The sequence below is a fragment of the Mycolicibacterium xanthum genome (genome assembly GCF_019710635.1).
GTDB lineage: Bacteria > Actinomycetota > Actinomycetes > Mycobacteriales > Mycobacteriaceae > Mycobacterium > Mycobacterium xanthum.
The window spans coordinates 345466-367576 of sequence record NZ_JAIFZS010000008.1 but is presented as its reverse complement, the minus strand read 5'-3'; the positions used below and the strand labels follow the sequence as shown (position 1 = coordinate 367576).

Here is a 22111-nt window from a genome sequence, read left to right as displayed (position 1 = left end):
TCGCGTCCGCGGCTACCGGGTCGCGGCACGCACCGCCGCGGCGAACGCGTCGCCGCGGTGTCCGTAGCCCTGGAACTGGTCGAACGAGGCACCGGCCGGGGCGAGCAGTACGGTGTCGCCGGCCCTGGCCAGCTCGCGCGCCGTGGCGACGACGGCCGTCATCACGGCGTCGGCAACCGGGCGATCCCCGACGTCCACCACTCGAGTCACACTAGTAACACCTGACTCATCTTGCTCACGCACCCCAGAATCCTCCCCCGTCACCAGCTCGACAACGGGGACATCCGGTGCGTGTCGCGATAACGCGTTGCCGACGATCGACGCGTCGCGCCCGATCAGCACCACCGCGGCGAGCCGGTCGGCCACCGCCACGACCAGTTCGTCGACCGAGGCGCCCTTCAGCAGCCCGCCGGCCACCCAGACCACCCGCTGGTGCGCACCGATCGAGGCCTGCGCGGCATGCGGGTTGGTGGCCTTGGAGTCGTCCACGTAGGTGACATCGTCGACGACCGCGACCACCTCGGCGCGGTGCCTGCCCACCCGGAAGCCGGACAGGGCCGCACGGATCGCTTCGGCGGGGACGCCGACCGCGCGGGCCAGCGCCGCCGCGGCCAGCGCGTCGAGCACACCCACCGGCCCGGCCACCGGGATGTCGGCGGCGGCGACGAGCTCCACATCCCGGCCGAACGCGTTGTCGACCAGCATTCCCGCCCGGACACCCAGCTCACCGGTGGCCGGCTCGCCCAGCCGGAAACCGACGGTCACCGGCGCCGGCGCCTGCGCCAACAGCCGGGCCGCCATCGAGTCATCCAGACCCGCGACGGCCACCCGGCCCGTCAGCACCCGGGCCTTGTCCTGCGCGTACGCCTCCATCGAGCCGTGCCAATCGAGATGATCCTCGGCGACGTTGAGCACCACACCCGCCTCCGGCCGCAGCGACGGCGCCCAGTGCAACTGGAAGCTCGACAGTTCCACGGCCAGCACGTCGGCGGGCCGGTCGAGCAGGTCGAGCACCGGATCACCGATGTTGCCGCACAGCACCGCGCGCAGGCCCGCCGCCTCGAGCATCGCGTAGAGCATCGACGTCGTCGTGGTCTTGCCGTTGGTGCCGGTCACCACCAGCCACCGCCGGGGCGGGCCGAAGATGCCCGACCGGTCCAGCCGCCACGCCAACTCGACGTCACCCCACACCGGCACGCCCGCCGCCGCGGCCGCCGCCAGCACCGCGTTGGTCGGGGGGAAACCGGGGCTCGTCACCACGAGCGCGAAGTCGGTGATCCGCGCCGGGGCATCGGCGGGGTCGAGAACGGCCACCCCGCGGCGCGCGTATTCGGTCAGCGCGGTCGGGCTGTCGTCGGTCAGCGTGGCCGACACCCCCAGCGGAGCCAGGGCCGCCAGGATCGCCCGGCCGGTCACGCCGGCGCCGGTGACCAGTACCCGTGCGCCGGGTCTGATCGGCTCCTCGCGTGCGCCGGGTCTGATCGGCTCCTCGCGTGCGCCCGGTCTCATCGGCTCCTCGCGTGCGCCGGGCCTGATCGGCTCCAGGTCGTCAGGCACCGACGGTCGTCAGCCACTCGCTGTAGAACAGCGCCACGCCCAGGCCGCAGGCGATCGCCGTGAGCAGCCAGAACCGGATGATCACGGTCGTCTCGGCCCAGCCGACCAACTCGAAGTGGTGGTGGAACGGCGCCATCCGGAACACCCGGCGCCCGGTGGTACGGAAAGCCAGGATCTGCACGACCACCGAGGTCACCTCCGCGACGAACAGCGCGCCGAGCACCACGGCGAGCATCTCTGTGCGGCTGGTGACCGACAGCCCGGCGATGACCCCGCCGAGAGCCAGCGAACCGGTGTCGCCCATGAAGATCTTGGCGGGCGCGGCGTTCCACCACAGGAAGCCGATACATGCGCCGGCGGTGGCCGCGGCGATGATCGCCAGGTCGAGAGGATCGCGAACGTTGTAGCAGCCCACTCCGGGGCTGGTGGCACACGCGTTGCGGAACTGCCAGAACGTGATCAGCACATAGGCGGCGCACACCATGGCCATCGCGCCCGCGGCCAGACCGTCGAGGCCGTCGGTGAAGTTGACCGCGTTCGACCAGGCGCTGATGATCACCACGCAGAACAGCACGAACACCGCGGGTGCCAGCGTCACCGTGGCGATCTCACGTACGTAGGACAGCTCGGCGCTGCCCGGGGTCAACCCGTCGCCGTTGCGGAACTGCAGCGCCAGCACGCCGAACAGCACGGCCGCGACCAGGATGCCGACCGTCTTGGCGGTCTTGTTCAGCCCCAGGTTGCGCGCCCGCCGGATCTTGATCAGATCGTCGGTGAACCCGACCGCGCCGAGGACGGTGATCAGTCCCAGCACCAGCAGTCCCGACGCCGACGGCCCCTTGCCGTCGATCACCACCCCGACCAGGTGGGTCCCGAAGTAACTGGCCCAGATGCCGGTGACGATCGCGACGCCACCCATCGACGGGGTGCCCCGCTTCTTCTTGTGGCTCGGCGGACCGTCCTCGCGGATCTCGTGACCGAACCCCTGCCGGGTGAACAGCCTGATCAGCACCGGGGTCAACAGGATCGACACCGCCAACGCGATCGCGACGGCGATGAGAATCTGCCTCATCGAGCGCCCTCCGGGCCCGCGGGCACGTCGTCGACCAGCGCGTCGGCCAGCGCGCCCAGCCCCGCGGAGTTCGAGGCCTTGACCAGAACCACGTCGCCGGGTGCGAGCTCGGCGCGCAGCAGCTCCAGCGCGGCGTCGGCGTCGGCGACCGGGGTGGCCTCGGATCCCCAGGATCCCTCCATGACCGCCCCGTGAAGCATGGCGCTCATAGACCTCCCGGTTCCGACGACGACCAGTCGAGAAACATCTAATCGCACCGCCAGCCGACCGATGCGATCATGCTCGGATATCGCGTCGTCGCCGAGTTCGGCCATCTCGCCCAGCACCGCCCAGCTCCGGCCTTTGGACGCGCCAGCCCGACTCATCCATGCCAGCGCCTTGAGACCTGCACCCATCGAATCGGGATTGGCGTTGTAGGCGTCGTTGATGATCGTGACACCGTCGGCCCGGGCACTGACGGCCATCCGCTGCCGCGACACCGGCCCCGCTGCCGCGAGTGCGGCGGCCACCTGTTCGGGGGTGGCCCCGCACTCGAGGGCGACCGCCGCGGCGCACAGCGCATTGGACACCTGGTGGTCGCCGTGCACCGCCAGCGTGACGGGCACCGCCGAGTCACCGGTGTGCAGCGTGAAGCCCGCCCGGGCCAGCCCGTCGAGCACCACGTCCTCGGCCCACACGTCGGCCTGCGTGACCCCGGCCGAGCGCGCGACGCGCACGACGCGCGCGGCGGTCTCGTCGGCCATCGCGGCCACGACCGGGTCGTCGACGTTGAGGATCACCACGCCGGAGGCCGGGACGGCCTGCGGCAGCTCGGACTTCGTCGCCGCGATGGCCTCGCGGGAGCCGAACTCACCGAGGTGTGCGGTGCCGACGTTGAGCACGACCGCAACCGACGGCGGCGCGATGTCGGCCAGCGCGGCGATGTTGCCCGGGTGGCGTGCCGACATCTCCAGCACCAGGTAGTCGGTGGATTCGCCGGCCCGCAGCACGGTCCACGGATGTCCCAGCTCGTTGTTGAACGAGCCGGGCGGGGCGACCACCTCGCCCAGCGGGGCCAGCACCGCGGCGATCAGATCCTTGGTGGACGTCTTGCCCGAGGATCCGGTCAGCCCGACGATGGTCAGTCCACCGGCGACGAGTTCGGCGGCCACCGCCTTGGCCAGCCGCGCCAGCGCCGCCAGCACCGCGGCCCCCGACCCGTCGGTGTCGTGTTCGAGCACGCCGGCGCCCGACGCCGCCGGCCCGGGCGCGGGATCGACGACGATCGCGGGCACGCCGACCGGCCGCGCCGCCAGCACGGCGACCGCACCCGCGGCGACCGCCGCCGCGGCGAAGTCGTGGCCGTCGGAGCGGGCACCGGGCAGCGCCAGGAACAACCCACCCGGCCCGACCGCCCGCGAGTCGAACTCGACGGTGCCGGTGACCCGGGTGGCGGCGGCGTCCTCGGCGGATATGTCGGCCAGCCGGCCACCGACGATGTCGGCGATCTGCGACAGCGTCAGCGCGATCATCGGCGCGGTCCCCCGGTGTCCAGCGTCTCCAGCGCGCGGGCCAACTCGTCCCGGTCGTCGAACGGCGTGGTCTGTCCCCGGCTGGTCTGCCCGGCCTCGTGCCCCTTGCCGGCGATCAACACGATGTCACCGTCGCGGGCCCACGCCACCGCGTGCGCGATGGCCCGGGCGCGGTCCCCGATCTCCACCACCTCGGCGTCGGCCTCGCCGGCCCCGGCCAGGATCGCGGCGCGGATCGCCGCCGGATCCTCGTCGCGGGGGTTGTCGTCGGTCACCACGACGAGGTCGGCCAGCTCGGCGGCCACCTTCCCCATCGGCTGCCGTTTGCCCCGGTCACGGTTGCCGCCCGCGCCGAACACCACCGCCAGCCGACCCGTGCCCTGCTGGCGCAGCGTGTGCAGCACCGCCCACAGCGCGCCGGGCTTGTGCGCATAGTCGACCAGGGCCAGGAAGCGCTGCCCCCGGTCGACCGGTTCCAGCCGGCCCGGCACGGTGGCGTCGTGCAGCCCCGGAGCGGCCTGGTCCGGCGACACCCCGACCGCGTCGAGCAGGGCCACCGCCAGCAGGCAGTTGGCGACGTTGTAGCGGCCGGGCAACCCGATCTGCAGGCCGTGATGGACACCGGCCGGGTCCACCGCGTAGAACTCCTGCCCGCCGTCGGCGACGGTGAGGCCCTCCACGGACCAGTCGGCGGGGCCGGTGGCGCTGACGGTGACCGCCCGGTCGGCCCGCCCGGCCATCGCGCGCCCCCACTGGTCGTCGATGCAGATCACCGATTCGGCGGCGCGGGTGGGCGACCCGGGGTCGAACAACCGCGCCTTGGCCTCGAAGTAGTCCTCCATCGACGGGTGGAAGTCCAGGTGATCGCGGGACAGGTTGGTGAAACCGCCGACCGCGAAGGACACCCCGTCGACCCGGCCGAGGATCAGCGCGTGGCTGGACACCTCCATCACCACGGTGTCGACGCCCTGCTCGAGCATCAATGCCAGCAGCGCCTGCAGGTCCGGTGCCTCCGGGGTGGTCAGCCCGCCGGGCTGATCCCGGCCGTCGATCCGCACCCCGACGGTGCCGATCAGCCCGACCATCCGGTCGGCGGCCCGCAGTCCCGCCTCGATCAGGTAGGTGGTGGTGGTCTTCCCCGACGTCCCGGTGACCCCGATGACGCGCAGGTGCTGCGACGGGTTGCCGTACACCGCGCCCGCCACCCGCCCGAGTATCGACCGCGGATCGGCGTGCACCAGGACGGGCACGCCCAGCGGACGGCCGGCACAGGCGTGATCGATCTCGGCGAGGCCGGACCGGTCGGTCAGCACCGCGACCGCGCCGGCGGCCACCGCGTCGGGCGCGTAGCGACCCCCGTGCGCGCGACTGCCGGGCAACGCCGCGAACAGGTCACCGGCCTGGGCGTTCTGGCCGCGCAACGTCACGCCGGTGACCTGCACGGCAGGCCCCTCGGGATCCGGCGACGGCGTCACCGATACCGGGGCGACGAGGTCGGTCACCGCCCCGAGAGGTAGGCCGACGGGATGGCTCGGGCGCAGGTTCATGGCGTTGACACAGTACCGGCCCGGGCTGCACGGCTTCCGGATTAGCGGCCTCCGGCGGCGCGACGGGTCAGTCGGCCACCAGGGTCAACGGCGCACCCGGATCGGTCGAGAGCGGCACGTTCTCACGCTGCAGCAGCCACGACGCGATGTTGTGGAACAGCGGTGCGGCCGAGGACCCGGGCGATCCGTCCGCGGCGCGGTGCGGAGCGTCGAGCATCACGCCCACGACATAGCGCGGGTCGTCGGCCGGTGCCATCCCGGCGAAGGTGATCCAGTAGACGTCGTCGTAGTAGCAGCCGCAGCCCGGGTTGATCTGCTGGGCGGTGCCGGTCTTGCCGGCGATCTGGTAGCCCTCGACGGCCGCCTGCGGGCCGGTGCCCTGCTGGACTCCGGTCGGATCGCGCTGTACCACCGCGCGGAACATGTTGCGCACCGTGCGTGCGGTCTGCGGCGACACCACCCGCACGCCCGCCGGGCGGGCCTCCTCGGTCCGGGTGCCGTCGGGTGCGATGGTCGCCTTGACGATGCGCGGCGGCATCCGCACCCCGTCGTTGGCGATCGTCTGGTAGATGCCGGCCATCTGCAGGAGGGTCATCGAAAGGCCTTGGCCGATGGGAAGGTTGGAGAATGTGCTGCCCGACCACTGGTCGATCGGGGGAACCAGTCCGGCGCTCTCCCCCGGCAGCCCGACTCCGGTGCGCTGGCCGAGCCCGAACTTGGCCAACATGTCCGCGTAGCGTTCCGGCCCGACCCGCTGGGCCAGCATCAGGGTGCCGACGTTCGAGGACTTACCGAACACCCCGGTCGTGGTGTACGGCATGACGCCGTGGCTCCACGCGTCGCGCACGTTCACCCCGCCCATGTCGATCGAGCCGGGTACCTGCAGCACCTCGTCGGGCTTGGACAACCCGAACTCGATGACCGACGCCGCGGTGATGATCTTGTTCACCGATCCGGGTTCGAACGGGGAGGACACCGGCAGGTTTCCCAGCTGGCGATCCTCCTGGCGGCTGATGTCCTGAGCCGGGTTGAAGGTGTTGTCGTTCGACATCGCCAGCACCTCGCCGGTTTTGGCGTCGAGCACCACCGCCGAGGCATTCTTGGCACCGGAGGCGTCCTTGGCCAGCTGCACCTGCTGCTGGACGTAGAACTGGATGTCGTCGTCGAGGGTCAGCATCACCGTCGAACCGTTCACGGCGTCGTGGCGGTTGCGGTAGCTGCCCGGGATGACCACGCCGTCGGAGCCGCGGTCGTAGGTGACCGAACCGTCGGTCCCGGCCAGCACCGAGTCCAGGGAGTCCTCCATCCCCAGCAGCCCGTGGCCGTCCCAGTCGATGCCACCCACCACGTTGGCCGCCAACGCGCCCCCGGGATACTGGCGCAGGTCCTGGCGCTCCGAACCGACCTCGGGGAAGTCGGTGGTGATCGCTTCGGCGAGGGCGGGGTCGATCGCGCGGGCCAGATACACGAAGGTCTCGTTGCTGCGTAGCTTCTTGAGCAGCGTCGCGCTGTCGGGCTTGCCGCCCAGGCGTTTGGAGACCTCGTCGGCGATCTCCCGCAGCCGCGCGTCCGGCTTGGTGGCCTCGCTACCCTCGGCCGTGGCCTTCTCGTAGGCCTCCTGCAGTTGCTCTCGCACCTTGACCGGCTGGAAGGTCAGCGCCCGGGCCTCGATGGTGAAGGCCAGCTTGTCGAAATTGCGGTCGATGATCGCCCCCCGCAGCGCGGGGTCGACGTCGGTGACCTTGAGCTGGCCGGCCGCCTCGGCGCGCAGGCCCTCCGCGCGCGGGACCTGCAGGGTGAACAGCTGCGCGGCGGCGATCACCAGCAGCAGGAAGATCACCGCGTTGCCGGCGCGGTGCCGGAAGACGAACGACGCGCTGCGCAGGCCGTTCTGCGGCGCCGCCTGCCGGGTGCGCCGGGATCGGGCCGACCGTTCCTGGTTCGGTGCGGCCGCCTTCGCGGTGCGGCCGCGCCGGCCGGAGTCGCGGGTCATGCCGGGGCGCCCGGGACCGGCGCCGCAACGGGTGCCGGCTGGTCGGTGCTCAACGGCTCACCGGGCGTGGTCGCGGCCCCCGGCGCCAGGTGCGCCGGTCCGGCGTCCGGCGGCGCGGCGGGCGGCAGCGCGGCGGGCGGGAGGGGCGCGACCTGCGGCGCATCGACCGGCAGCGGCGCGGGAGCGCCGGGAACCGGGCCGGGTACGGGCAGCTGCCCGGCAACCGAGTGTGGCACCTCGAGGCCCGGGGCCGTTGCCGCGGGGACACCGGGCACCGGGGCTGCCGCGGGGACACCGGGCGCCGGCGGCGTCGCGAGGACACCGGGCGCCGGGGCTGCCAGCGGGGATGTCGCGGACGGCACCCGGACGGGAACCTCGAGCGGTTCGACCACCCGCGGGGCGGGGGGACCCGGCGGGACGGGGTCGGGCAGCGGGGTGTTCAGCGGCGGCGGCGGGACGCCCTCGGCCGGTTTCGGGGTGCCGACCACAACCCAGTTGCCCGCCGGATCCTGGACCAGGTGCGCGGTGTCGCGGGACGGAATCATCCCGAGGTTGCGGGCCGCCTCGGCCAGCGCCGGGGCGGCCTGGGCCTCCAGCACATCACGTTCCAGCGCTTCTTTCTGCTGCAGCAGAGCCTGATTGAGCTGACGGGCGTTTCCCAGCTGGTAGGACCGCTCGGCGGCATCGGTGGACAGCCACAGTGTCACGCCGAGACCGACGCCCAGGGATCCGATGACCAGCACCACGAACGGCACCCGGGCGACCAGTGTGCGCGGATTGAGGTCGATGGCGGCCAGCCGGACCAGGATCCGCTGCCGAAGGGGCGGACGAACGACCTTGGGCGCCTTAGCCTTACGGGCCTTGGCGCGGGCCTTCGCCTGACTGGCGTTCTTCGGCCTGGCCGGCGCGGCGGCGGGGCGCTGAATCGGTGTGGTGCGCGGCGCCGACCGGTTCGGACGTGCGTCGCGCGTGGACTTGCGACCGCGGGCCTGCGGATCGGCCGTCATCCGGGTGGACTCGCGGGCGGGCTTACGTCCCTGCCGGGGCTGGGATTTCTTGGTCGCCGTGCCGCCACGAAACCGCCGCTTCGCCTTCATCGCTACGCTCCCCCAACTTTCTCCAACGCACGCAGCCGCACCGGCGCGCTTCTCGGATTACGGTCGATCTCCTCGGCGTCCGCACGTTCGGCGCCACGCGTCAGCGCCACGAATTCTGGTCCGTGGCCCGGCAATTCGACCGGCAGACCCGGCGGCGTACGCGACGCCGTCGCCGCGGCGAACTCCGCCTTGACGATCCGGTCCTCCAGTGACTGATAGGACATCACCGCGATCCGTCCGTCGGGCCGAAGTGCTTGCAGCGCTGCGGGTATCGCCCGGCGCAGCGACTCAAGCTCGGCGTTGACGGCGATCCGCAGCGCCTGGAACGTCCGCTTGGCGGGATGTCCGCCGGTGCGCCGGGCCGGCGCCGGGATCGCCTGGTACAGCAGCTCGACGAGCTCTGAGGTGGTGGTGAACGGGACGCTGGCGCGGCGACGCACGATGTGGGCGGCGATGCGTCCGGCGAACCGCTCCTCACCGTATTCCCGCAGCACCCGGGCCAGCTCTTTCTCGTCGTAGCCGTTGAGGATCGCCGCGGCGGTCAACTCCGAATCCGGGTCCATCCGCATGTCCAGCGGAGCGTCGGCCGAGTAGGAGAACCCGCGTTCGCGACGGTCGAGTTGCATCGAGGACACACCCAGGTCGAACAGGACCGCGTCGACGCCCGTAGCGGGGATCGCATCACCGATCCGGTCGTAGCGGGTGCGCACCAGCGTCACCCGGTCACCGAACGGGGCCAGGCGCTCGCCGGCGATCTGCAGCGCATCGGGGTCGCGATCGAGGCCGATCAGCCGCAGGCCGGGAAACCGGGTGAGAAACCGTTCGGCGTGACCACCGGCGCCCAGCGTGGCGTCGACCAACGTGGCCCCGGTTCCGTCGGGATCAACACGGCTCAGCGCAGGGGCGAGGAGGTCGACGCACCTGTCGAGCAGGACCGGAACATGGGGCTCGTCATCCACCATCGCAGCACCCTGGGAGGTCGGGACGGCCCCTGCAATGTGGTCCCTGTCCGAGATCGCGAACCTGACGTCGGGGAAGTACGTCAGGGTCGGTTCGGGCAGAGGCCACACTGCACGGGCCTGCGGGCCGGTGACCAGATCAAAGGATGTCGCCGAGTGCTTCATCGCTGGCCGCGGAGAAGTTCTCTTCGTGAAGGTCCTGGTAGCTCTGCCAGGCCTGGGCGTCCCAGATCTCCAGGTACTCGATCGACCCGGTCACCACGCATTCCTTGGTGAGGTTGGCGTAGCGGCGGTGTTCGACCGACAGCGTGATGCGGCCCTGGGCGTCCGGGTACTGCTCGTCGGTGCTGGCCGCCAGATTGCGCAGGTACGCGCGGGCCTGCGGGTTTCCGCGTTTGGCCCGACCGGAGATCTCGGCGATCATCTCCTCGAACTCGGCGCGCGGGTAGACGGCAAGGCTGTGATCTTGGCTCTTGGTGACCATCAACCCTCCTGCCAGCGCGTCGCGGAACTTGGCGGGCAACGTCAGTCGCCCCTTGTCGTCGAGCTTTGGCGTGTAGGTGCCGAAGAACATCTCGCCACCTCGCAGACCTACTGAAGCCTCGCTCTGTACGGAACCCCGGTTGCTCCGCTGTCCGCCACTTTACCCCACAATTCCCCACTTTGCTCCAATTACTTTGGCGATTCTGGCACAGTCCCCCACCCAGAGCACGGGTACGGGGGGAGCGGGCTCCGTCCCACACCACCGGTCGGGCGATGGAACAGGCCAACAGACAAGGTCAGAGCGCAGAAATGCCGAGTGTGGCGGCATGGTGGGGCGTGGTGGGGCAAAAAAGAGGGGCAGCCCTGGCGGACTGCCCCTGGAGTGGCTTGACTGCTATTCGTCGAAGCGCCGGCGGAAGCGGTCTTCCATCCGGCTGGTGAACGATCCACCGCCCTTGGGGCGCTTCTGCCGCGGGGTGCCACCGGACTCGCCGGCGGTGCGCTCCCGATTGCCGGTCACCCGGGGACCGGTGATCGCGAAGACGACGCCGCCGAACATCACGATGAAACCGATCACCGACAGGATCGGGAAGCTCCCGATCATGGTGGCCTTGAACGCCACGCCGGACACCAGCATCGCGAGCCCGGCCACGAACAACGCCCCACCCTGCAGGCGGCGCCGGGTGGACGGCGCGCGCATGGTGCCACCACGGACGCTGGATGCGAACTTGGGGTCCTCGGCATAGAGCGCGCTCTCGATCTGGTCGAGCATGCGCTGCTCATGATCGGAGAGTGGCATTCGTCCCTCCCTCTTGCCGTGGGGGCGTCAATCAAAGTTACATGTGCCCGCGTATACGGACACTTAACAATAATGATACGAGCTGAATCTGACCCGTACCACCTACTTCGCCGCCCGATTCTATGACGCACATCGCGGGTGGGAACCACCGCCTCGCCCACCGATAATGGTCTCGTCACACGATCCACCGCCGGGAGGTGCCACAGAGGTGGCGACGCATCTCATCGAGCTGTCGCCCAGCGACATGCAGCGCCGACTCGGCGATGCGCTGGCGGTATACGTCGACGCCATGCGCTACCCGCGCGGCACCGAGGATCAGCGGGCGTCGATGTGGCTCGAACACACCCGGCGCGCGGGCTGGAAGGCCGTTGCGGCCATTGAGGACATTGCGGACGCCGGTGACGGTGCCGACGGCACCGCGACCCTCCCGGAAACCGCGCTGACCAGCGCTCCCCTGCTCGGCGTCGGCTATGGCTACTGTGGCGCTCCCGACCAGTGGTGGCAACAGCAGGTGATCGCCGGGCTGCGCCGCAGCGGCACCGACTCCGCGCGCATCACCGAGCTGATGACCAGCTACTTCGAACTCACCGAGCTGCACATCCACCCTCGCGCCCAGGGTCGCGGCCTGGGTGAGGCGCTGATCCGCCGACTGCTCGACGGCCGGCGCGAGAGCCATGTGCTGCTGTCCACGCCCGAGATCAACGGTGAGGCCAACCGGGCCTGGCGGCTCTACCGTCGTCTCGGGTTCACCGACGTCATCCGCGGCTACCACTTCGCGGGCGACCCCCGGGCGTTCGCCATCCTGGGACGGTCGCTGCCCCTGTAGTGCCGCCGCACCGCCGGACTGCATCTGGCACGATGACCTGGTGCCGACCGGTCACCCCATCCGCAGACGCCTGTTCGCGCTGACGGTGCTGCTGTTGCTGGCCGCGCCGATGCTGGTCGGCTGCGTGCGGATCAGGACCTCGCTGACCGTATCGCCGGACGATCGGGTGTCGGGACAGATCGTCGCCGCGGCCAAGCCCCGCGACGACAACGACAAGGGTCCGCAACTGCTGAACAACCTGCCGTTCGCACAGAAGGTCGCGGTCTCGGAGTACAGCCGCGACGACTATGTGGGCTCGCAGGCGGTGTTCTCCGACCTCACGTTCGCTGAACTGCCGCAGCTGGCGGGCATGAACAGGGATGCCGCCGGTGTCGACATCTCGCTGCGGCGCGCCGGTGACCTGGTCATCCTCGAAGGCCGGGTCGATCTGACCTCGCTCAGCGACCCCGACGCCGACGTGTCGCTGTCGGTCTCCTTCCCCGGCGAGGTGACCTCCACCAACGGTGACCAGATCTCCTCCGACGTCGTCGAGTGGAAGCTGCGTCCGGGCGTGGTGAGCACGATGAACGCCCAGGCCCGCTATACCGACCCCAGCGCCCGCTCCTTCACCGGAGCGGCGATCTGGCTGGGGGTGGCCTCATTCGTCGTCGCGGGCATCATCGGCGGGCTGGCCTACCTCAGCCGCGACCGGTCACCCCGCCCCGGCGAGCCGACCGAGCAGCCGTCGTAGGTGACCACGCGGCGCCAGAGGCACTGTCTTACTCGATATCGGGTCCCAGGCTCTACGCTGATGACAACGGGTGGGCCAAGTTGACGACGAGAAAGGGGCGCCCGCTGAGCCTGGATGCAGCGGCACCGTCAGCCGTCGAGCTGGCCACGGCCGTCACCGAACAGCTGCGGGACTACCTGCGTGAGCGCCGCCGCGACGCCGCATACATCGGCGCGGACTACGCGGTGCTGACCGAGGGGGTCGAGGAGTTCGTCCTGCGCGGCGGCAAACGGCTCCGGCCGGCCTTCGCCTACTGGGGCTGGCGCGCCGTCGCGGGAACCGAGCCCGGGCCCGAGGTGCTCCGGCTGTTCTCCGCACTGGAGTTGCTGCACGCTTGCGCGCTCGTACACGACGACGTCATCGACGCCTCGGCGACCCGGCGCGGCCTGCCGACGGTGCACCGGATCTTCGCCGACCGCCACCGCACCAACAACTGGCACGGATCCGCCGAACAGTTCGGGCTCTCGGCGGCGATCCTGCTCGGCGATCTCGCGCTGGTCTGGGCCGACGACATCGTCGCGACCGCGGCGGTCGACGCCGATGCGCACCGCCGGGTGCAGCGGGTGTGGAGTGCGATCCGCACCGAGGTGCTCGGCGGTCAGTACCTGGACATCGTCGCCGAGTCCAGCGGCGCCGAGACGGTCGCGTCGGCGTTGACGGTCAACATCTACAAGACCGCGTCCTACACGATCTCGCGGCCGCTGCAACTCGGCGCCGCCGCGGCGGCGGACTGCCCGGAGATCCTCGAGGCATTCCACGAATTGGGCACCAGCCTGGGGGTGGCGTTCCAGCTGCGCGACGACGTGCTCGGGGTCTTCGGCGACCCCGCCGTGACCGGCAAACCATCGGGTGACGACCTGCGCTCCGGCAAGCGCACCGTGCTGCTGGCCGAGGCGGTCGAACTCGCCGAACAGCACGACACGCTGGGCGCCAAGTTGCTCCGGACCTCGATCGGCACCGAGCTGACCGAAGAACAGGTCAAGGAGGTCTGTCTGGTGATCGAATCGGTCGGCGCGCTGGCCGCCGTCGAGAGCCGGATCGACATGCTGACCCGGCGGGCGCTGGACATCCTCAACTCGGCGCCGATCGACATCAGGGCCAAGGCGGGTCTCGCGGACCTCGCCAGATTGGCCGCCAACCGGTCAGCCTAGGCGCATGACTACACCGGCCCAGAGTCCGAGAACCGGTCCAGCAGGCTGTTTTTCGCAGCGACTGGTACCGCAGCTGAAGCGACTCAGGGAGTTCATCCTGTCACCGCAGGGGCGGCCGGCGCTGGTCGGAGCCTTCGGCGCCGCCCTGATCACCGCCGGTGGACTCGGGGCGGGCAGCACCCGGGTCAACGACCCGGTGCTGGAATCGATGCACCTGTCCTGGCTGCGGTTCGGCCACGGTCTGGTGTTGTCCTCGGTGCTGCTGTGGAGCGGGGTGGCGCTGATGTTGTTGGCCTGGCTCTGGCTGGGCCGCCGCGTCATCGACCGCACCGCGACCGAGTACACGATGGTGGCGACGACCGGGTTCTGGCTGGCCCCGTTGTTGCTCAGCGTGCCGATGTTCAGTCGCGACACGTACTCCTACCTGGCCCAGGGCGCCCTGTTGCGGGACGGGTTCGACCCTTACGCCGTCGGCCCCATCGAGAACCCGAACACGCTGCTGGACAACGTCAGCCCGATCTGGACCACCACCACGGCCCCCTACGGACCGGTGTTCATCCTGGTGGCCAAGTTCGTCACCATGTTGGTCGGCAACGACGTCGTGGCCGGAACGATGCTGCTGCGGCTGTGCATGCTGCCCGGATTGGCGCTGCTGATCTGGGCGGCGCCCCGGATCGCCCGCCATGTCGGCGCCAACGGTGCCGTCGCGCTGTGGATCTGCGCGCTCAACCCGTTGGTGATCATCCACCTGATGGGCGGCGTGCACAACGAGATGCTGATGGTAGGCCTGATGACGGCGGGCATCGCGCTGTCGTTCCGCGGCCGCAATGGGTGGGGAACGACGCTGATCGCCGTCGCCGTTGCGGTGAAAGCGACAGCGGGGCTGGCCCTTCCGTTCATGGTCTGGGTGTGGATGCGGGGCCTGCGGGCGCGCCGCGGCTATCCACCGGTGAAGGCGTTCGCGGCCGCGACCGCGGCCTCGCTGCTGATCTTCGTCGTGGTGTTCGCCGCCACCTCGCTGCTCGCCGGGGTGGGGCTGGGCTGGCTGACCGCGCTGGCCGGCTCGGTGAAGATCATCAACTGGCTGACCATTCCCACCGCCACGGCCAATGTGATCAACGCGGTCGGCGGGCTGTTCTTCCCGGTCAACTTCTATGCCGTGCTGGAGACCATGCGGATCCTCGGCATCGCCGCGATCGCCATCTCCGCCCCACTGCTGTGGTGGCGGTTCCGCCACACCGACCGCGAAGCACTGGTGGGCATCGCTGCGCTGATGGGCGTCGTGGTGTTGTTCGTGCCCGCCGCTCTGCCGTGGTACTACACCTGGCCGCTGGCCGTGGTCGCCGCGCTGGCCCAGTCCCGGCCCGCCATCGCGCTGATCGCCGGCCTGTCGACGTGGATCACGGTGATCTGGAAACCCGACGGCGCGCACGGCATGTACTCGTGGCCGCACGTCCTGCTGGCATCGGCCTGCGCCGCGGGTGCGTGGTACTGGCTGTACAAGGCGCCCGAACGGGCCGCGACGCCGATCAGTACGCCATCGCCTGGGCCCGGCGAACCACCTCACGGGCCTGATGCGAGTGCAACGCATCGACCGGGCGGGCATTAGCCTGCCTCTCGGTCGACCCGTCGCGACGGATGGTCAGCGAAGAATCGGGCGTGAAGAGCCACCGGATGATCTCGGTCTCCCCGTAGCCGCCGTCGTGCAACACGACCAGCAGCCCCGGCAGGCTCTTGACCACGTGGGCGCCCTCGAAGAAGACCTGGGGCACTACGATCGATCCGGCGCGGCGCACCGCGGCCAGATGCCCCTCCCGCAACTGCTGCTGCACCTTGCTCACCGGGATTCCCAACAGGCGTGCGACCGCGGGTAGGTCGTATACGGCCTCGTCGGGATCCAGCACGTCGTCGGCAGTGGGAATGCTGCTCACCGCACCGAGTCTAGGTCCACCGGGGCCGCGGGGACGGGCGCTTCGCCGGCAGGACGGCTCGTAACATGTGTCCGGTGACGACCCACCATGCGACCGGGCCGCTGACCGGCATGGTGCTGGACGGCCGCTACCGGGTGGACACACTGATCGCCACCGGCGGGATGTCCGAGGTCTACCGGGGACTGGACCTGCGGCTGGACCGACCGGTGGCGCTGAAGGTCATGGACTCCCGGTACGCGGGTGACACCGACTTCCTGGCCCGGTTCCAGCGCGAGGCGCGCGCGGTGGCGCGACTGAAGGACCCCGGCCTGGTGGCGGTCTACGACCAGGGTCTTGACGGCCGACACCCGTTCCTGGTGATGGAACTCGTCGAGGGTGGCACGCTGCGCGAGTTGCTGCGCGAACGTGGCCCGATGCCGCCGCACGCGGTGGCCGCGGTGCTGCGGCCGGTGCTCGGCGGCCTGGCCGCGGCCCACCGGGCCGGGCTGGTGCACCGCGACGTCAAGCCGGAGAACATCCTGATCAGCGGCGACGGCGAGGTGAAGATTGCCGACTTCGGGCTGGTCCGTGCGCTCGCCGACGCCAAGATCACCTCGACCAGCGTGATCCTGGGCACCGCGGCGTACCTGTCCCCGGAGCAGGTCGCCACCGGCGAGACCGACTCCCGCGGCGACGTGTACTCGGTCGGGGTGCTGGTGTTCGAGCTGCTGACCGGCGTCACCCCGTTCACCGGGGACACCGCATTGGCCGTGGCCTACCAGCGGATGGACAACGACGTGCCCCCGCCCAGCACGGCGATCCACGGTGTGCCAAGGCAATTCGACGAGTTCGTCCACCGTGCCACCGCCCGTGATCCGGCGCACCGCTTCGCCGACGCCGCGGAGATGGACGAGCAGCTCGACGTCATCGCCGCCGAGCTCGGGCTACCGTACTTCCGGGTGCCCCCGCCGCGGAACTCTGCGCTGCACCAGTCCGCGCAGATCCCCACCGATGCGCGCGAAAGCCACGGCCCCACCGAAAACCTCGACAAGCACGCCGCCGCGGCGTCGCTGGTCCGCCAGACCCGGGTGTTCGGCCGTGACGAACTGCAACCCCAGCAGCCCGACGATGATGACGAGAACCGGCCTCGGGAGGGGTGTTTCGCCGGCATCGAGCTTTCCGAGTTCCAGTGGGAGCGGCAACGTTCCCGGCGGGTGCTGCTGTTCTGGGTGATCGCGGTGATCACCCTGGCCGGGCTGGCCGCCGCCGGGGCGTGGACGCTGGGCGCCAACCTGGACACGCTGCTCTGAACCGCAGCGCCCCTGCGACGGTCAGTCGCGCAGCATCTCCGCGACCAGGAACGCCAGCTCCAGCGACTGCTGGGTGTTCAGCCGAGGGTCGCACGCGGTCTCGTAGCGGCCGGCCAGGTCGGTGTCCGAGATGTCCTGCGCGCCACCGAGACACTCGGTGACGTTCTCGCCGGTGATCTCGACGTGGATGCCGCCGGGGTGGGTTCCCAGCGAGTGGTGCACCTCGAAGAAGCCCTGCACCTCGTCGACGATGCGGTCGAAGTGGCGGGTCTTGTACCCGGTCGACGACTCGTGGGTGTTGCCGTGCATCGGGTCGCACTGCCAGATGACCTGATGGCCGGAGGCCTGCACCTTCTCGATGATCGGCGGCAGCACATCGCGCACCTTGGCGTTGCCCATCCGGCTGACCAGCGTGAGCCGACCGGGCTCGTTGTTCGGATCGAGGCGCTCGACGTATTCGACGGCCAGCTCCGGCGAGGTGGTCGGCCCGATCTTGATACCGATCGGGTTCGCGATCACCTCGGCGAACGCGACGTGGGCACCGTCGAGCTGGCGGGTGCGCTCGCCGATCCACACATAGTGCGCAGACAGGTCGTAGAGCTTGGGGGTGGTCTCACCGGTGGTGGGATCACCCACGTCCATGCGCAACATCGCCCGCTCGTAATCGAGCACCAGCGCCTCGTGGCTCGCATAGATCTCGGCGGTGTCCAGATTGCGGTCGTCCACCCGGCAGGCGCTCATGAAGCGCAGCCCGCGGTCGATCTCGCCCGCCAGCGCCTCGTACCGGGCACCGGCCGGCGAGGTGCGGACGAACTCCCGGTTCCAGGCGTGCACCTGGTGCAGCGAGGCCATGCCCGACGCGGTCAGCGCTCGGACCAGGTTCATCGCCGCGCTGGCGTTGGCGTAGGCGCGCACCAGCCGCGACGGGTCGTGCTGACGCGCCGCGGCGTCCGGCGCGAACCCGTTGACCATGTCGCCGCGGTAGGACTTCAGCCCCAACGCGTCCACATCCGACGAGCGCGGCTTGGCGTACTGACCGGCGATGCGCGCGACCTTCACCACCGGCATGCTCGCGCCGTAAGTCAGCACCACGGCCATCTGCAGCAGGGTGCGGATATTGGCGCGGATGTGCGGTTCGGTGTTGTCGACGAACGTCTCCGCGCAGTCACCGCCCTGCAGCAGGAAGGCCTCGCCCCGGGCGACATCGGCCAGCTGCGATTTCAGTCGCTCGATCTCGGCGGGCACGGTGACCGGCGGCACGCTCTCGAGCACCGTGCGCATCGCCCGGGCCTGGTCGGCGTCCCAGCTCGGCTGCTGCAGCGCCGGCTTGGCCAGCGCGGCATCGAGACGATGCCGCAGGTCCTCGGGCAGCGGCGGCAACGATGGCAGCTGGTCGATGGGTACGTCGACGGTCCAGTTCACCCAAATATGGTAACCGCGCCGCAAAACCGCATTTCACGGCACGGCGGCGGGCCGCCAAGAGGGCACGGCGGCGGGCCGCCAAGAGGGTACGGCGGCGGGCTCACATCTCCGTCATCAGCCGGTACCGGACCAGGTTGTGCTTGGCGTCGACCAGGGCGTCGTGGGCGTCCCGGGGCCGCGGGGGCATCCGCGGGCAGCCGTGGTCCTCCCAGAACTGTCGCAGCTCCCGGGTGAACCGCGGGATCGCCGGCGGCAGATCGGTCATCGGGCCCCACAGCTGACAGAGCACCACGTGGTCATAGGCGCCCACCCACGCCCACAACTCGATCGGCTCGTCGCCGTCGATGCCGAAGAAGTCCTCCAGCTCCGAACGGATCTGCCGCCGGGAGCGCCACAGCTGCGAGGCCGGCGAGGGCAGCTTGGGCAGCACGTGCTTGCGCACCCAGCGCCCGGCCCGTTCCGGATCGAATTCGGTGGAGATGGCGTAGTACTCACGACCGTCCTCGGCGGCCACGCCGATCGAGATCAGCTCGATGCTGCGTCCGTTGTCGATGAACTCGGTGTCGTAGAAGTACTTCACGTCAGCCGATCTCCTGCTTGATCCGGTCGCGGGGCGCCGGCGCGGCATGGATCTCGCGGTCGAGCTGCTCGTCGACCGTGGCGTCGTCGGGGAACTTCGGCATACCGGATATCGCATCCTGCAGCCAAAGCTTGGCCTGCACCACCGGGCGCCGCAGCCACCGTTCCCGCTCCAGCGCACGATGCATCTTGCGCGGCCGGGACGTGTAGCGCCAGCGCGCCCACGGTGCGTGCGGCCGGGACAGCCTGATCGCGCCGACGACCAACAGCGGCGTGATGAACATCCCCACCAGGCCGGTCCAGACCTTGCCCTTGAGCAGCACCACGACCGCGAGCAGCAACGTCACCGCCGCCCCCAGCAGCACGGCCGTACGCGCCTCCAACGAGTGGTCGCTCTGCCAGATGTCGATGTCGAAGAACGACAGCGGGTTGAAACCCATGATCAACAACCCGGCCACGGCCACCGCGACGAACACCGCGTCGACCGAGGCCCGGCCGTCCTCCTCCCAGTACACGTCGGACAGATGCAGGATCAACGCGAACTCGTCGAGCACGAGCGCGGCACCCACTCCGAAAAAGATTGACGCCGCCGTGAACTCGGGTACTCCCCCGTCGACCGCCAGCGTCACCATAGTCACCCCGGAGACCATGACCAAGATCACACCGATCACCACGTGGTGGATGTGCAACCCGCCGCCGGCCGAGATGTTGCGCGGTTGCCACCACCTGCGGGGTGCGTCGCTGCCCGCGTTGCGGCGGATGTACCGCACGATCGTGCGGGTCACGAAGAACGTCAGGATGAACGCGATCAGGCAGCAGACGAGCGGCAGGCGCGAATACGGGATGGAGTGCGGGAAGCCGAAGTCGAGCTCCAGGGACGCGGGCACCCAGAAAACTTACGCCGACCTGCGCGTGTCATGGACGGGATACCCGCCGACGCGCCGAAGTGTGCCGATAGGGTGGACGGTGAGATGAGTACTTGGCGGTCGCCCGGTGGGGCTGGTTGGGTGCCCACGCTGGCGTGGCGGCTGTTCCAGCTCCTGACCTTGGCAGGGTTGGCCTGGGCGGCGTGGCGACTCCTCGGCCACACGCCCTACCGCATCGACATCGACGTCTACCGGATGGGCGGGCAGGCGTGGCTGGACGGCCGGCCCCTCTACGCCGACGGCGCGATGTTCCACACCCGTGGTGGCCTCGATCTTCCGTTCACCTATCCACCGCTGGCCGCGGTGGCGTTCGCGCCGTTCGCGCTGCTGCCACTGGAGGGGGCCAGCGTGGCCATCACGCTGACCACGCTGATCCTGCTGCTGGTCTCGACCGCGATCATCCTGACCCGGTTGGACGTGTGGCCCAGCACCGGCGTCACCGGTGAACCCGCCTGGGTCCGGCGGTGCTGGCTGGCCGCCGCGATCGTCGCACCCGCGGTGATCTTCGTCGAGCCGATCCGGTCGAACTTCGACTTCGGTCAGATCAACGTGGTGCTGATGACGCTGGTCATCGCCGATTGCGTGCCACGCCGCACGCCCTGGCCGCGCGGCCTGCTGCTGGGGCTGGCCATCGCCCTGAAGCTGACCCCGGCGGTCTTCCTGCTGTACTTCCTGTTGCGTCGCGACACCCGCGCGCTGCTGACCGCGGTCGCGTCGGCGGCGGTGGCCACCCTGGCCGGTTTCGCGCTCGCCTGGCGCGACTCGTGGGACTACTGGACCGAAACCGTCGGCAACACCGACCGGATCGGCACGGCGACGCTGAACACCAACCAGAACATCGCCGGGGCGCTGGCCCGCCTCGGACTGGGCGCCGACGTCCGGTTCGTGGTGTGGACCGCCACATGCTTCGCGGTGCTGGCCGTCACCGTCTGGGCCGCGCGCCGGACGCTGCGGGCCGGCCAGCCGGTGCTCGCGCTGATCTGCGTGGCGATGTTCGGCCTGACGGTGTCACCGGTGTCGTGGTCGCATCACTGGGTCTGGGCGCTGCCCACCCTGGTGGTGACCACCGTGCTCGCGGTGCGGCTGCGCCACGGCGGGCTGGCGACCGTCGCGGCCATCGGGCTGGCGCTGATGATCTGGACTCCGATCACCCTGCTTCCCGAACACCAGGAGACCGCGGCCTCACTGTGGCGTCAACTGGCCGGCGGTTCCTACCTGTGGTGGGCGCTGGCAGTGATCGTCGTGGCCGGCACCGTGTCGACCCGCCCCGCCGACGAGGAAGCGCCATCCCTGGACGCACCGCCCGTCACCGCTGTGCAGGCCTGAACCGGCTCAGCCGGCAGGTGTCTGATCGCCGGCTCAGCCGGCGGGTGTCTGATCGCCGGCTCAGCCGGCAGCCGCGTCCGGGAGCCGCGCCGGCGGTTTCACCGCTCCCTCACCTTTTCCCTCTTTGACATCGGCGGCGTACAGGTCGACGTACTCCTGACCGGACAGCTGCATCAGCTCGTACATCACCTCGTCGATGACCGCGCGCTCGATGAATCTATTTCCGGCCAGCCCGTCGAAGCGGCTGAAGTCCATCGGTGCGCCGAACTTGACCTGCACCCGGCCGAACCGCCACATCTTCGAGCCCGGCGGATTGACCACATCGGTGCCGATCATCGCGACCGGAATCACCGGCACCTGGGTGGTGAGCACCAGTCGCGCCAACCCGGTCTTGCCCTTGTACAACCGTCCGTCCGGCGACCTGGTGCCCTCCGGATACATCCCGAGCAGCTTGCCGTCCGCGACGATCCGCTCCGCCGTGGTCAGCGCGCTCTGCGCGCTGTCGGCGTCGGTGCGGTCGATCGGCACCTGGCCGGCCACCGTGTAGAACCAGCGGGTGAACCAGCCCTTGATGCCGGTGCCGGTGAAGTACTCGGCCTTGGCCAGGAAGGTGATCCGCCTGCTGACCACCAGCGGCAGGTAGAAGCTGTCGGCGACGGCCAGGTGATTACTGGCCAGGATCACCGCACCCGACTGCGGAACATGCTCCAGCCCTTCGACTTTCGGCCGGCCTAGCAGGGTCAGCAGCGGCCCCATGAAGATGAACTTGAACAGCCAGTACCACATGGACCCTCCGGATCACCCGACCACGTCGACGCGAATGCCCGACCGCGGTGCTCTGCGACAACTGTACCCACGCCGTGTGCGTGCGACC

At 70.1% G+C, this 22111-nt stretch carries 20 protein-coding genes; 6 read left to right on the top strand and 14 right to left on the bottom strand.

Annotation, left to right across the window (positions count from 1 at the left end; genetic code table 11):
- Positions 1 to 12: 12 nt before the first annotated feature.
- The 9 genes from murD to JDV09_RS06045 form a co-directional block, all read right to left on the bottom strand.
- Positions 13 to 1509 carry a UDP-N-acetylmuramoyl-L-alanine--D-glutamate ligase gene (murD, locus tag JDV09_RS06085; protein WP_221368244.1) on the bottom strand — a complete coding sequence of 499 codons (1497 nt, stop codon included), beginning with the start codon at positions 1507 to 1509 and terminating at the stop codon, positions 13 to 15.
- A 40-nt stretch (positions 1510 to 1549) separates the two neighbouring features.
- Positions 1550 to 2629, bottom strand: a complete 1080-nt coding sequence (gene mraY, locus JDV09_RS06080) for a phospho-N-acetylmuramoyl-pentapeptide-transferase (RefSeq protein WP_221368194.1) — start codon at positions 2627 to 2629, stop codon at positions 1550 to 1552.
- Entirely contained in the window at positions 2626 to 4140 is a 1515-nt protein-coding gene (locus JDV09_RS06075) for a UDP-N-acetylmuramoyl-tripeptide--D-alanyl-D-alanine ligase (protein ID WP_221368193.1), read from the bottom strand. The genes mraY and JDV09_RS06075 overlap by 4 nt, the downstream gene beginning before the upstream one ends.
- Positions 4137 to 5687 (bottom strand): UDP-N-acetylmuramoyl-L-alanyl-D-glutamate--2,6-diaminopimelate ligase, encoded by a 1551-nt coding sequence (locus JDV09_RS06070; RefSeq protein ID WP_221368192.1) that lies wholly within the window; start codon positions 5685 to 5687, stop codon positions 4137 to 4139. The genes JDV09_RS06075 and JDV09_RS06070 overlap by 4 nt, the downstream gene beginning before the upstream one ends.
- 67 nt (positions 5688 to 5754) lie before the next feature.
- Positions 5755 to 7680: a peptidoglycan D,D-transpeptidase FtsI family protein gene (locus JDV09_RS06065; protein ID WP_221368191.1), complete on the bottom strand. Its 1926-nt coding sequence runs from the start codon at positions 7678 to 7680 to the stop codon at positions 5755 to 5757.
- Entirely contained in the window at positions 7677 to 8777 is a 1101-nt protein-coding gene (gene ftsL, locus JDV09_RS06060; protein ID WP_221368190.1) for a cell division protein FtsL, read from the bottom strand. Before ftsL ends, JDV09_RS06065 begins: the two co-directional genes overlap by 4 nt.
- A 2-nt stretch (positions 8778 to 8779) precedes the next feature.
- The gene (gene rsmH / locus JDV09_RS06055) at positions 8780 to 9901 is read right to left on the bottom strand and encodes a 16S rRNA (cytosine(1402)-N(4))-methyltransferase RsmH (RefSeq protein ID WP_221368189.1); all 1122 of its coding nucleotides are present in this window, start codon (positions 9899 to 9901) and stop codon (positions 8780 to 8782) included.
- Positions 9876 to 10310, bottom strand: a complete 435-nt coding sequence (locus tag JDV09_RS06050; protein ID WP_221368188.1) for a division/cell wall cluster transcriptional repressor MraZ — start codon at positions 10308 to 10310, stop codon at positions 9876 to 9878. Before JDV09_RS06050 ends, rsmH begins: the two co-directional genes overlap by 26 nt.
- 303 nt (positions 10311 to 10613) lie before the next feature.
- The gene (locus JDV09_RS06045) at positions 10614 to 11018 is read right to left on the bottom strand and encodes an SCO2097 family morphological protein (RefSeq protein ID WP_221368187.1); all 405 of its coding nucleotides are present in this window, start codon (positions 11016 to 11018) and stop codon (positions 10614 to 10616) included.
- A 208-nt stretch (positions 11019 to 11226) separates the two neighbouring features.
- Between JDV09_RS06045 and JDV09_RS06040 the strand changes: the two genes are divergently transcribed.
- The 4 genes from JDV09_RS06040 (at position 11227) to JDV09_RS06025 (ending at position 15373) form a co-directional block, all read left to right on the top strand.
- Positions 11227 to 11844, top strand: a complete 618-nt coding sequence (locus tag JDV09_RS06040) for a GNAT family N-acetyltransferase (RefSeq protein WP_221368186.1) — start codon at positions 11227 to 11229, stop codon at positions 11842 to 11844.
- Positions 11845 to 11953: 109 nt separating this feature from the next.
- On the top strand, positions 11954 to 12574 hold the full coding sequence (locus tag JDV09_RS06035) for an LppM family (lipo)protein (protein ID WP_372452853.1): 621 nt from the start codon (positions 11954 to 11956) through the stop codon (positions 12572 to 12574).
- Between the two features lie 110 nt (positions 12575 to 12684).
- Positions 12685 to 13764, top strand: coding sequence for a bifunctional (2E,6E)-farnesyl/geranyl diphosphate synthase (gene idsA2, locus JDV09_RS06030; protein WP_221368242.1), 1080 nt, complete (start codon positions 12685 to 12687; stop codon positions 13762 to 13764).
- Positions 13765 to 13768: 4 nt separating this feature from the next.
- Positions 13769 to 15373, top strand: a complete 1605-nt coding sequence (locus JDV09_RS06025) for an alpha-(1->6)-mannopyranosyltransferase A (RefSeq protein ID WP_221368185.1) — start codon at positions 13769 to 13771, stop codon at positions 15371 to 15373.
- Here JDV09_RS06025 and JDV09_RS06020 read toward each other — a convergent pair.
- Positions 15294 to 15695, bottom strand: a complete 402-nt coding sequence (locus JDV09_RS06020; protein ID WP_221368184.1) for an Rv2175c family DNA-binding protein — start codon at positions 15693 to 15695, stop codon at positions 15294 to 15296. The genes JDV09_RS06025 and JDV09_RS06020 overlap by 80 nt on opposite strands.
- A gap of 65 nt (positions 15696 to 15760) precedes the next feature.
- Between JDV09_RS06020 and JDV09_RS06015 the strand changes: the two genes are divergently transcribed.
- Positions 15761 to 16984 (top strand): protein kinase domain-containing protein, encoded by a 1224-nt coding sequence (locus JDV09_RS06015; protein ID WP_221368183.1) that lies wholly within the window; start codon positions 15761 to 15763, stop codon positions 16982 to 16984.
- A gap of 21 nt (positions 16985 to 17005) precedes the next feature.
- Here JDV09_RS06015 and JDV09_RS06010 read toward each other — a convergent pair whose 3' ends face one another.
- From JDV09_RS06010 to JDV09_RS06000, 3 genes are all read right to left on the bottom strand, one after another.
- A complete protein-coding gene (locus JDV09_RS06010; RefSeq protein ID WP_221368182.1) occupies positions 17006 to 18406 on the bottom strand; it encodes a class II 3-deoxy-7-phosphoheptulonate synthase in 1401 nt (466 codons plus the stop codon).
- A gap of 100 nt (positions 18407 to 18506) precedes the next feature.
- Positions 18507 to 18986 carry a polyadenylate-specific 3'-exoribonuclease AS gene (locus JDV09_RS06005; RefSeq protein WP_221368181.1) on the bottom strand — a complete coding sequence of 160 codons (480 nt, stop codon included), beginning with the start codon at positions 18984 to 18986 and terminating at the stop codon, positions 18507 to 18509.
- Position 18987: 1 nt separating this feature from the next.
- Positions 18988 to 19872 (bottom strand): hypothetical protein, encoded by an 885-nt coding sequence (locus JDV09_RS06000; protein WP_221368180.1) that lies wholly within the window; start codon positions 19870 to 19872, stop codon positions 18988 to 18990.
- Between the two features lie 84 nt (positions 19873 to 19956).
- Here JDV09_RS06000 and JDV09_RS05995 point away from each other — a divergent pair, with 84 nt between their 5' ends.
- Positions 19957 to 21237 carry a glycosyltransferase 87 family protein gene (locus tag JDV09_RS05995; protein WP_221368179.1) on the top strand — a complete coding sequence of 427 codons (1281 nt, stop codon included), beginning with the start codon at positions 19957 to 19959 and terminating at the stop codon, positions 21235 to 21237.
- Positions 21238 to 21297: 60 nt separating this feature from the next.
- Here JDV09_RS05995 and JDV09_RS05990 read toward each other — a convergent pair whose 3' ends face one another.
- Positions 21298 to 22023, bottom strand: coding sequence for a lysophospholipid acyltransferase family protein (locus tag JDV09_RS05990; RefSeq protein WP_221368178.1), 726 nt, complete (start codon positions 22021 to 22023; stop codon positions 21298 to 21300).
- Positions 22024 to 22111: the final 88 nt, after the last annotated feature.

What these genes read in the sequence shown, in the direction of transcription:
- murD (WP_221368244.1), bottom strand. Translation starts at nt 1,509, where the DNA reads ATGAGACCGGGCGCACGCGAGGAGCCGATCAGACCCGGCGCACGCGAG.
- mraY (WP_221368194.1), bottom strand. Translation starts at nt 2,629, where the DNA reads ATGAGGCAGATTCTCATCGCCGTCGCGATCGCGTTGGCGGTGTCGATC.
- JDV09_RS06075 (WP_221368193.1), bottom strand. Translation starts at nt 4,140, where the DNA reads ATGATCGCGCTGACGCTGTCGCAGATCGCCGACATCGTCGGTGGCCGG.
- JDV09_RS06070 (WP_221368192.1), bottom strand. Translation starts at nt 5,687, where the DNA reads ATGAACCTGCGCCCGAGCCATCCCGTCGGCCTACCTCTCGGGGCGGTG.
- JDV09_RS06065 (WP_221368191.1), bottom strand. Translation starts at nt 7,680, where the DNA reads ATGACCCGCGACTCCGGCCGGCGCGGCCGCACCGCGAAGGCGGCCGCA.
- ftsL (WP_221368190.1), bottom strand. Translation starts at nt 8,777, where the DNA reads ATGAAGGCGAAGCGGCGGTTTCGTGGCGGCACGGCGACCAAGAAATCC.
- rsmH (WP_221368189.1), bottom strand. Translation starts at nt 9,901, where the DNA reads ATGAAGCACTCGGCGACATCCTTTGATCTGGTCACCGGCCCGCAGGCC.
- JDV09_RS06050 (WP_221368188.1), bottom strand. Translation starts at nt 10,310, where the DNA reads ATGTTCTTCGGCACCTACACGCCAAAGCTCGACGACAAGGGGCGACTG.
- JDV09_RS06045 (WP_221368187.1), bottom strand. Translation starts at nt 11,018, where the DNA reads ATGCCACTCTCCGATCATGAGCAGCGCATGCTCGACCAGATCGAGAGC.
- JDV09_RS06035 (WP_372452853.1), top strand. Translation starts at nt 11,954, where the DNA reads ATGCTGGTCGGCTGCGTGCGGATCAGGACCTCGCTGACCGTATCGCCG.
- JDV09_RS06025 (WP_221368185.1), top strand. Translation starts at nt 13,769, where the DNA reads ATGACTACACCGGCCCAGAGTCCGAGAACCGGTCCAGCAGGCTGTTTT.
- JDV09_RS06015 (WP_221368183.1), top strand. Translation starts at nt 15,761, where the DNA reads ATGTGTCCGGTGACGACCCACCATGCGACCGGGCCGCTGACCGGCATG.
- JDV09_RS05995 (WP_221368179.1), top strand. Translation starts at nt 19,957, where the DNA reads ATGAGTACTTGGCGGTCGCCCGGTGGGGCTGGTTGGGTGCCCACGCTG.
- JDV09_RS05990 (WP_221368178.1), bottom strand. Translation starts at nt 22,023, where the DNA reads ATGTGGTACTGGCTGTTCAAGTTCATCTTCATGGGGCCGCTGCTGACC.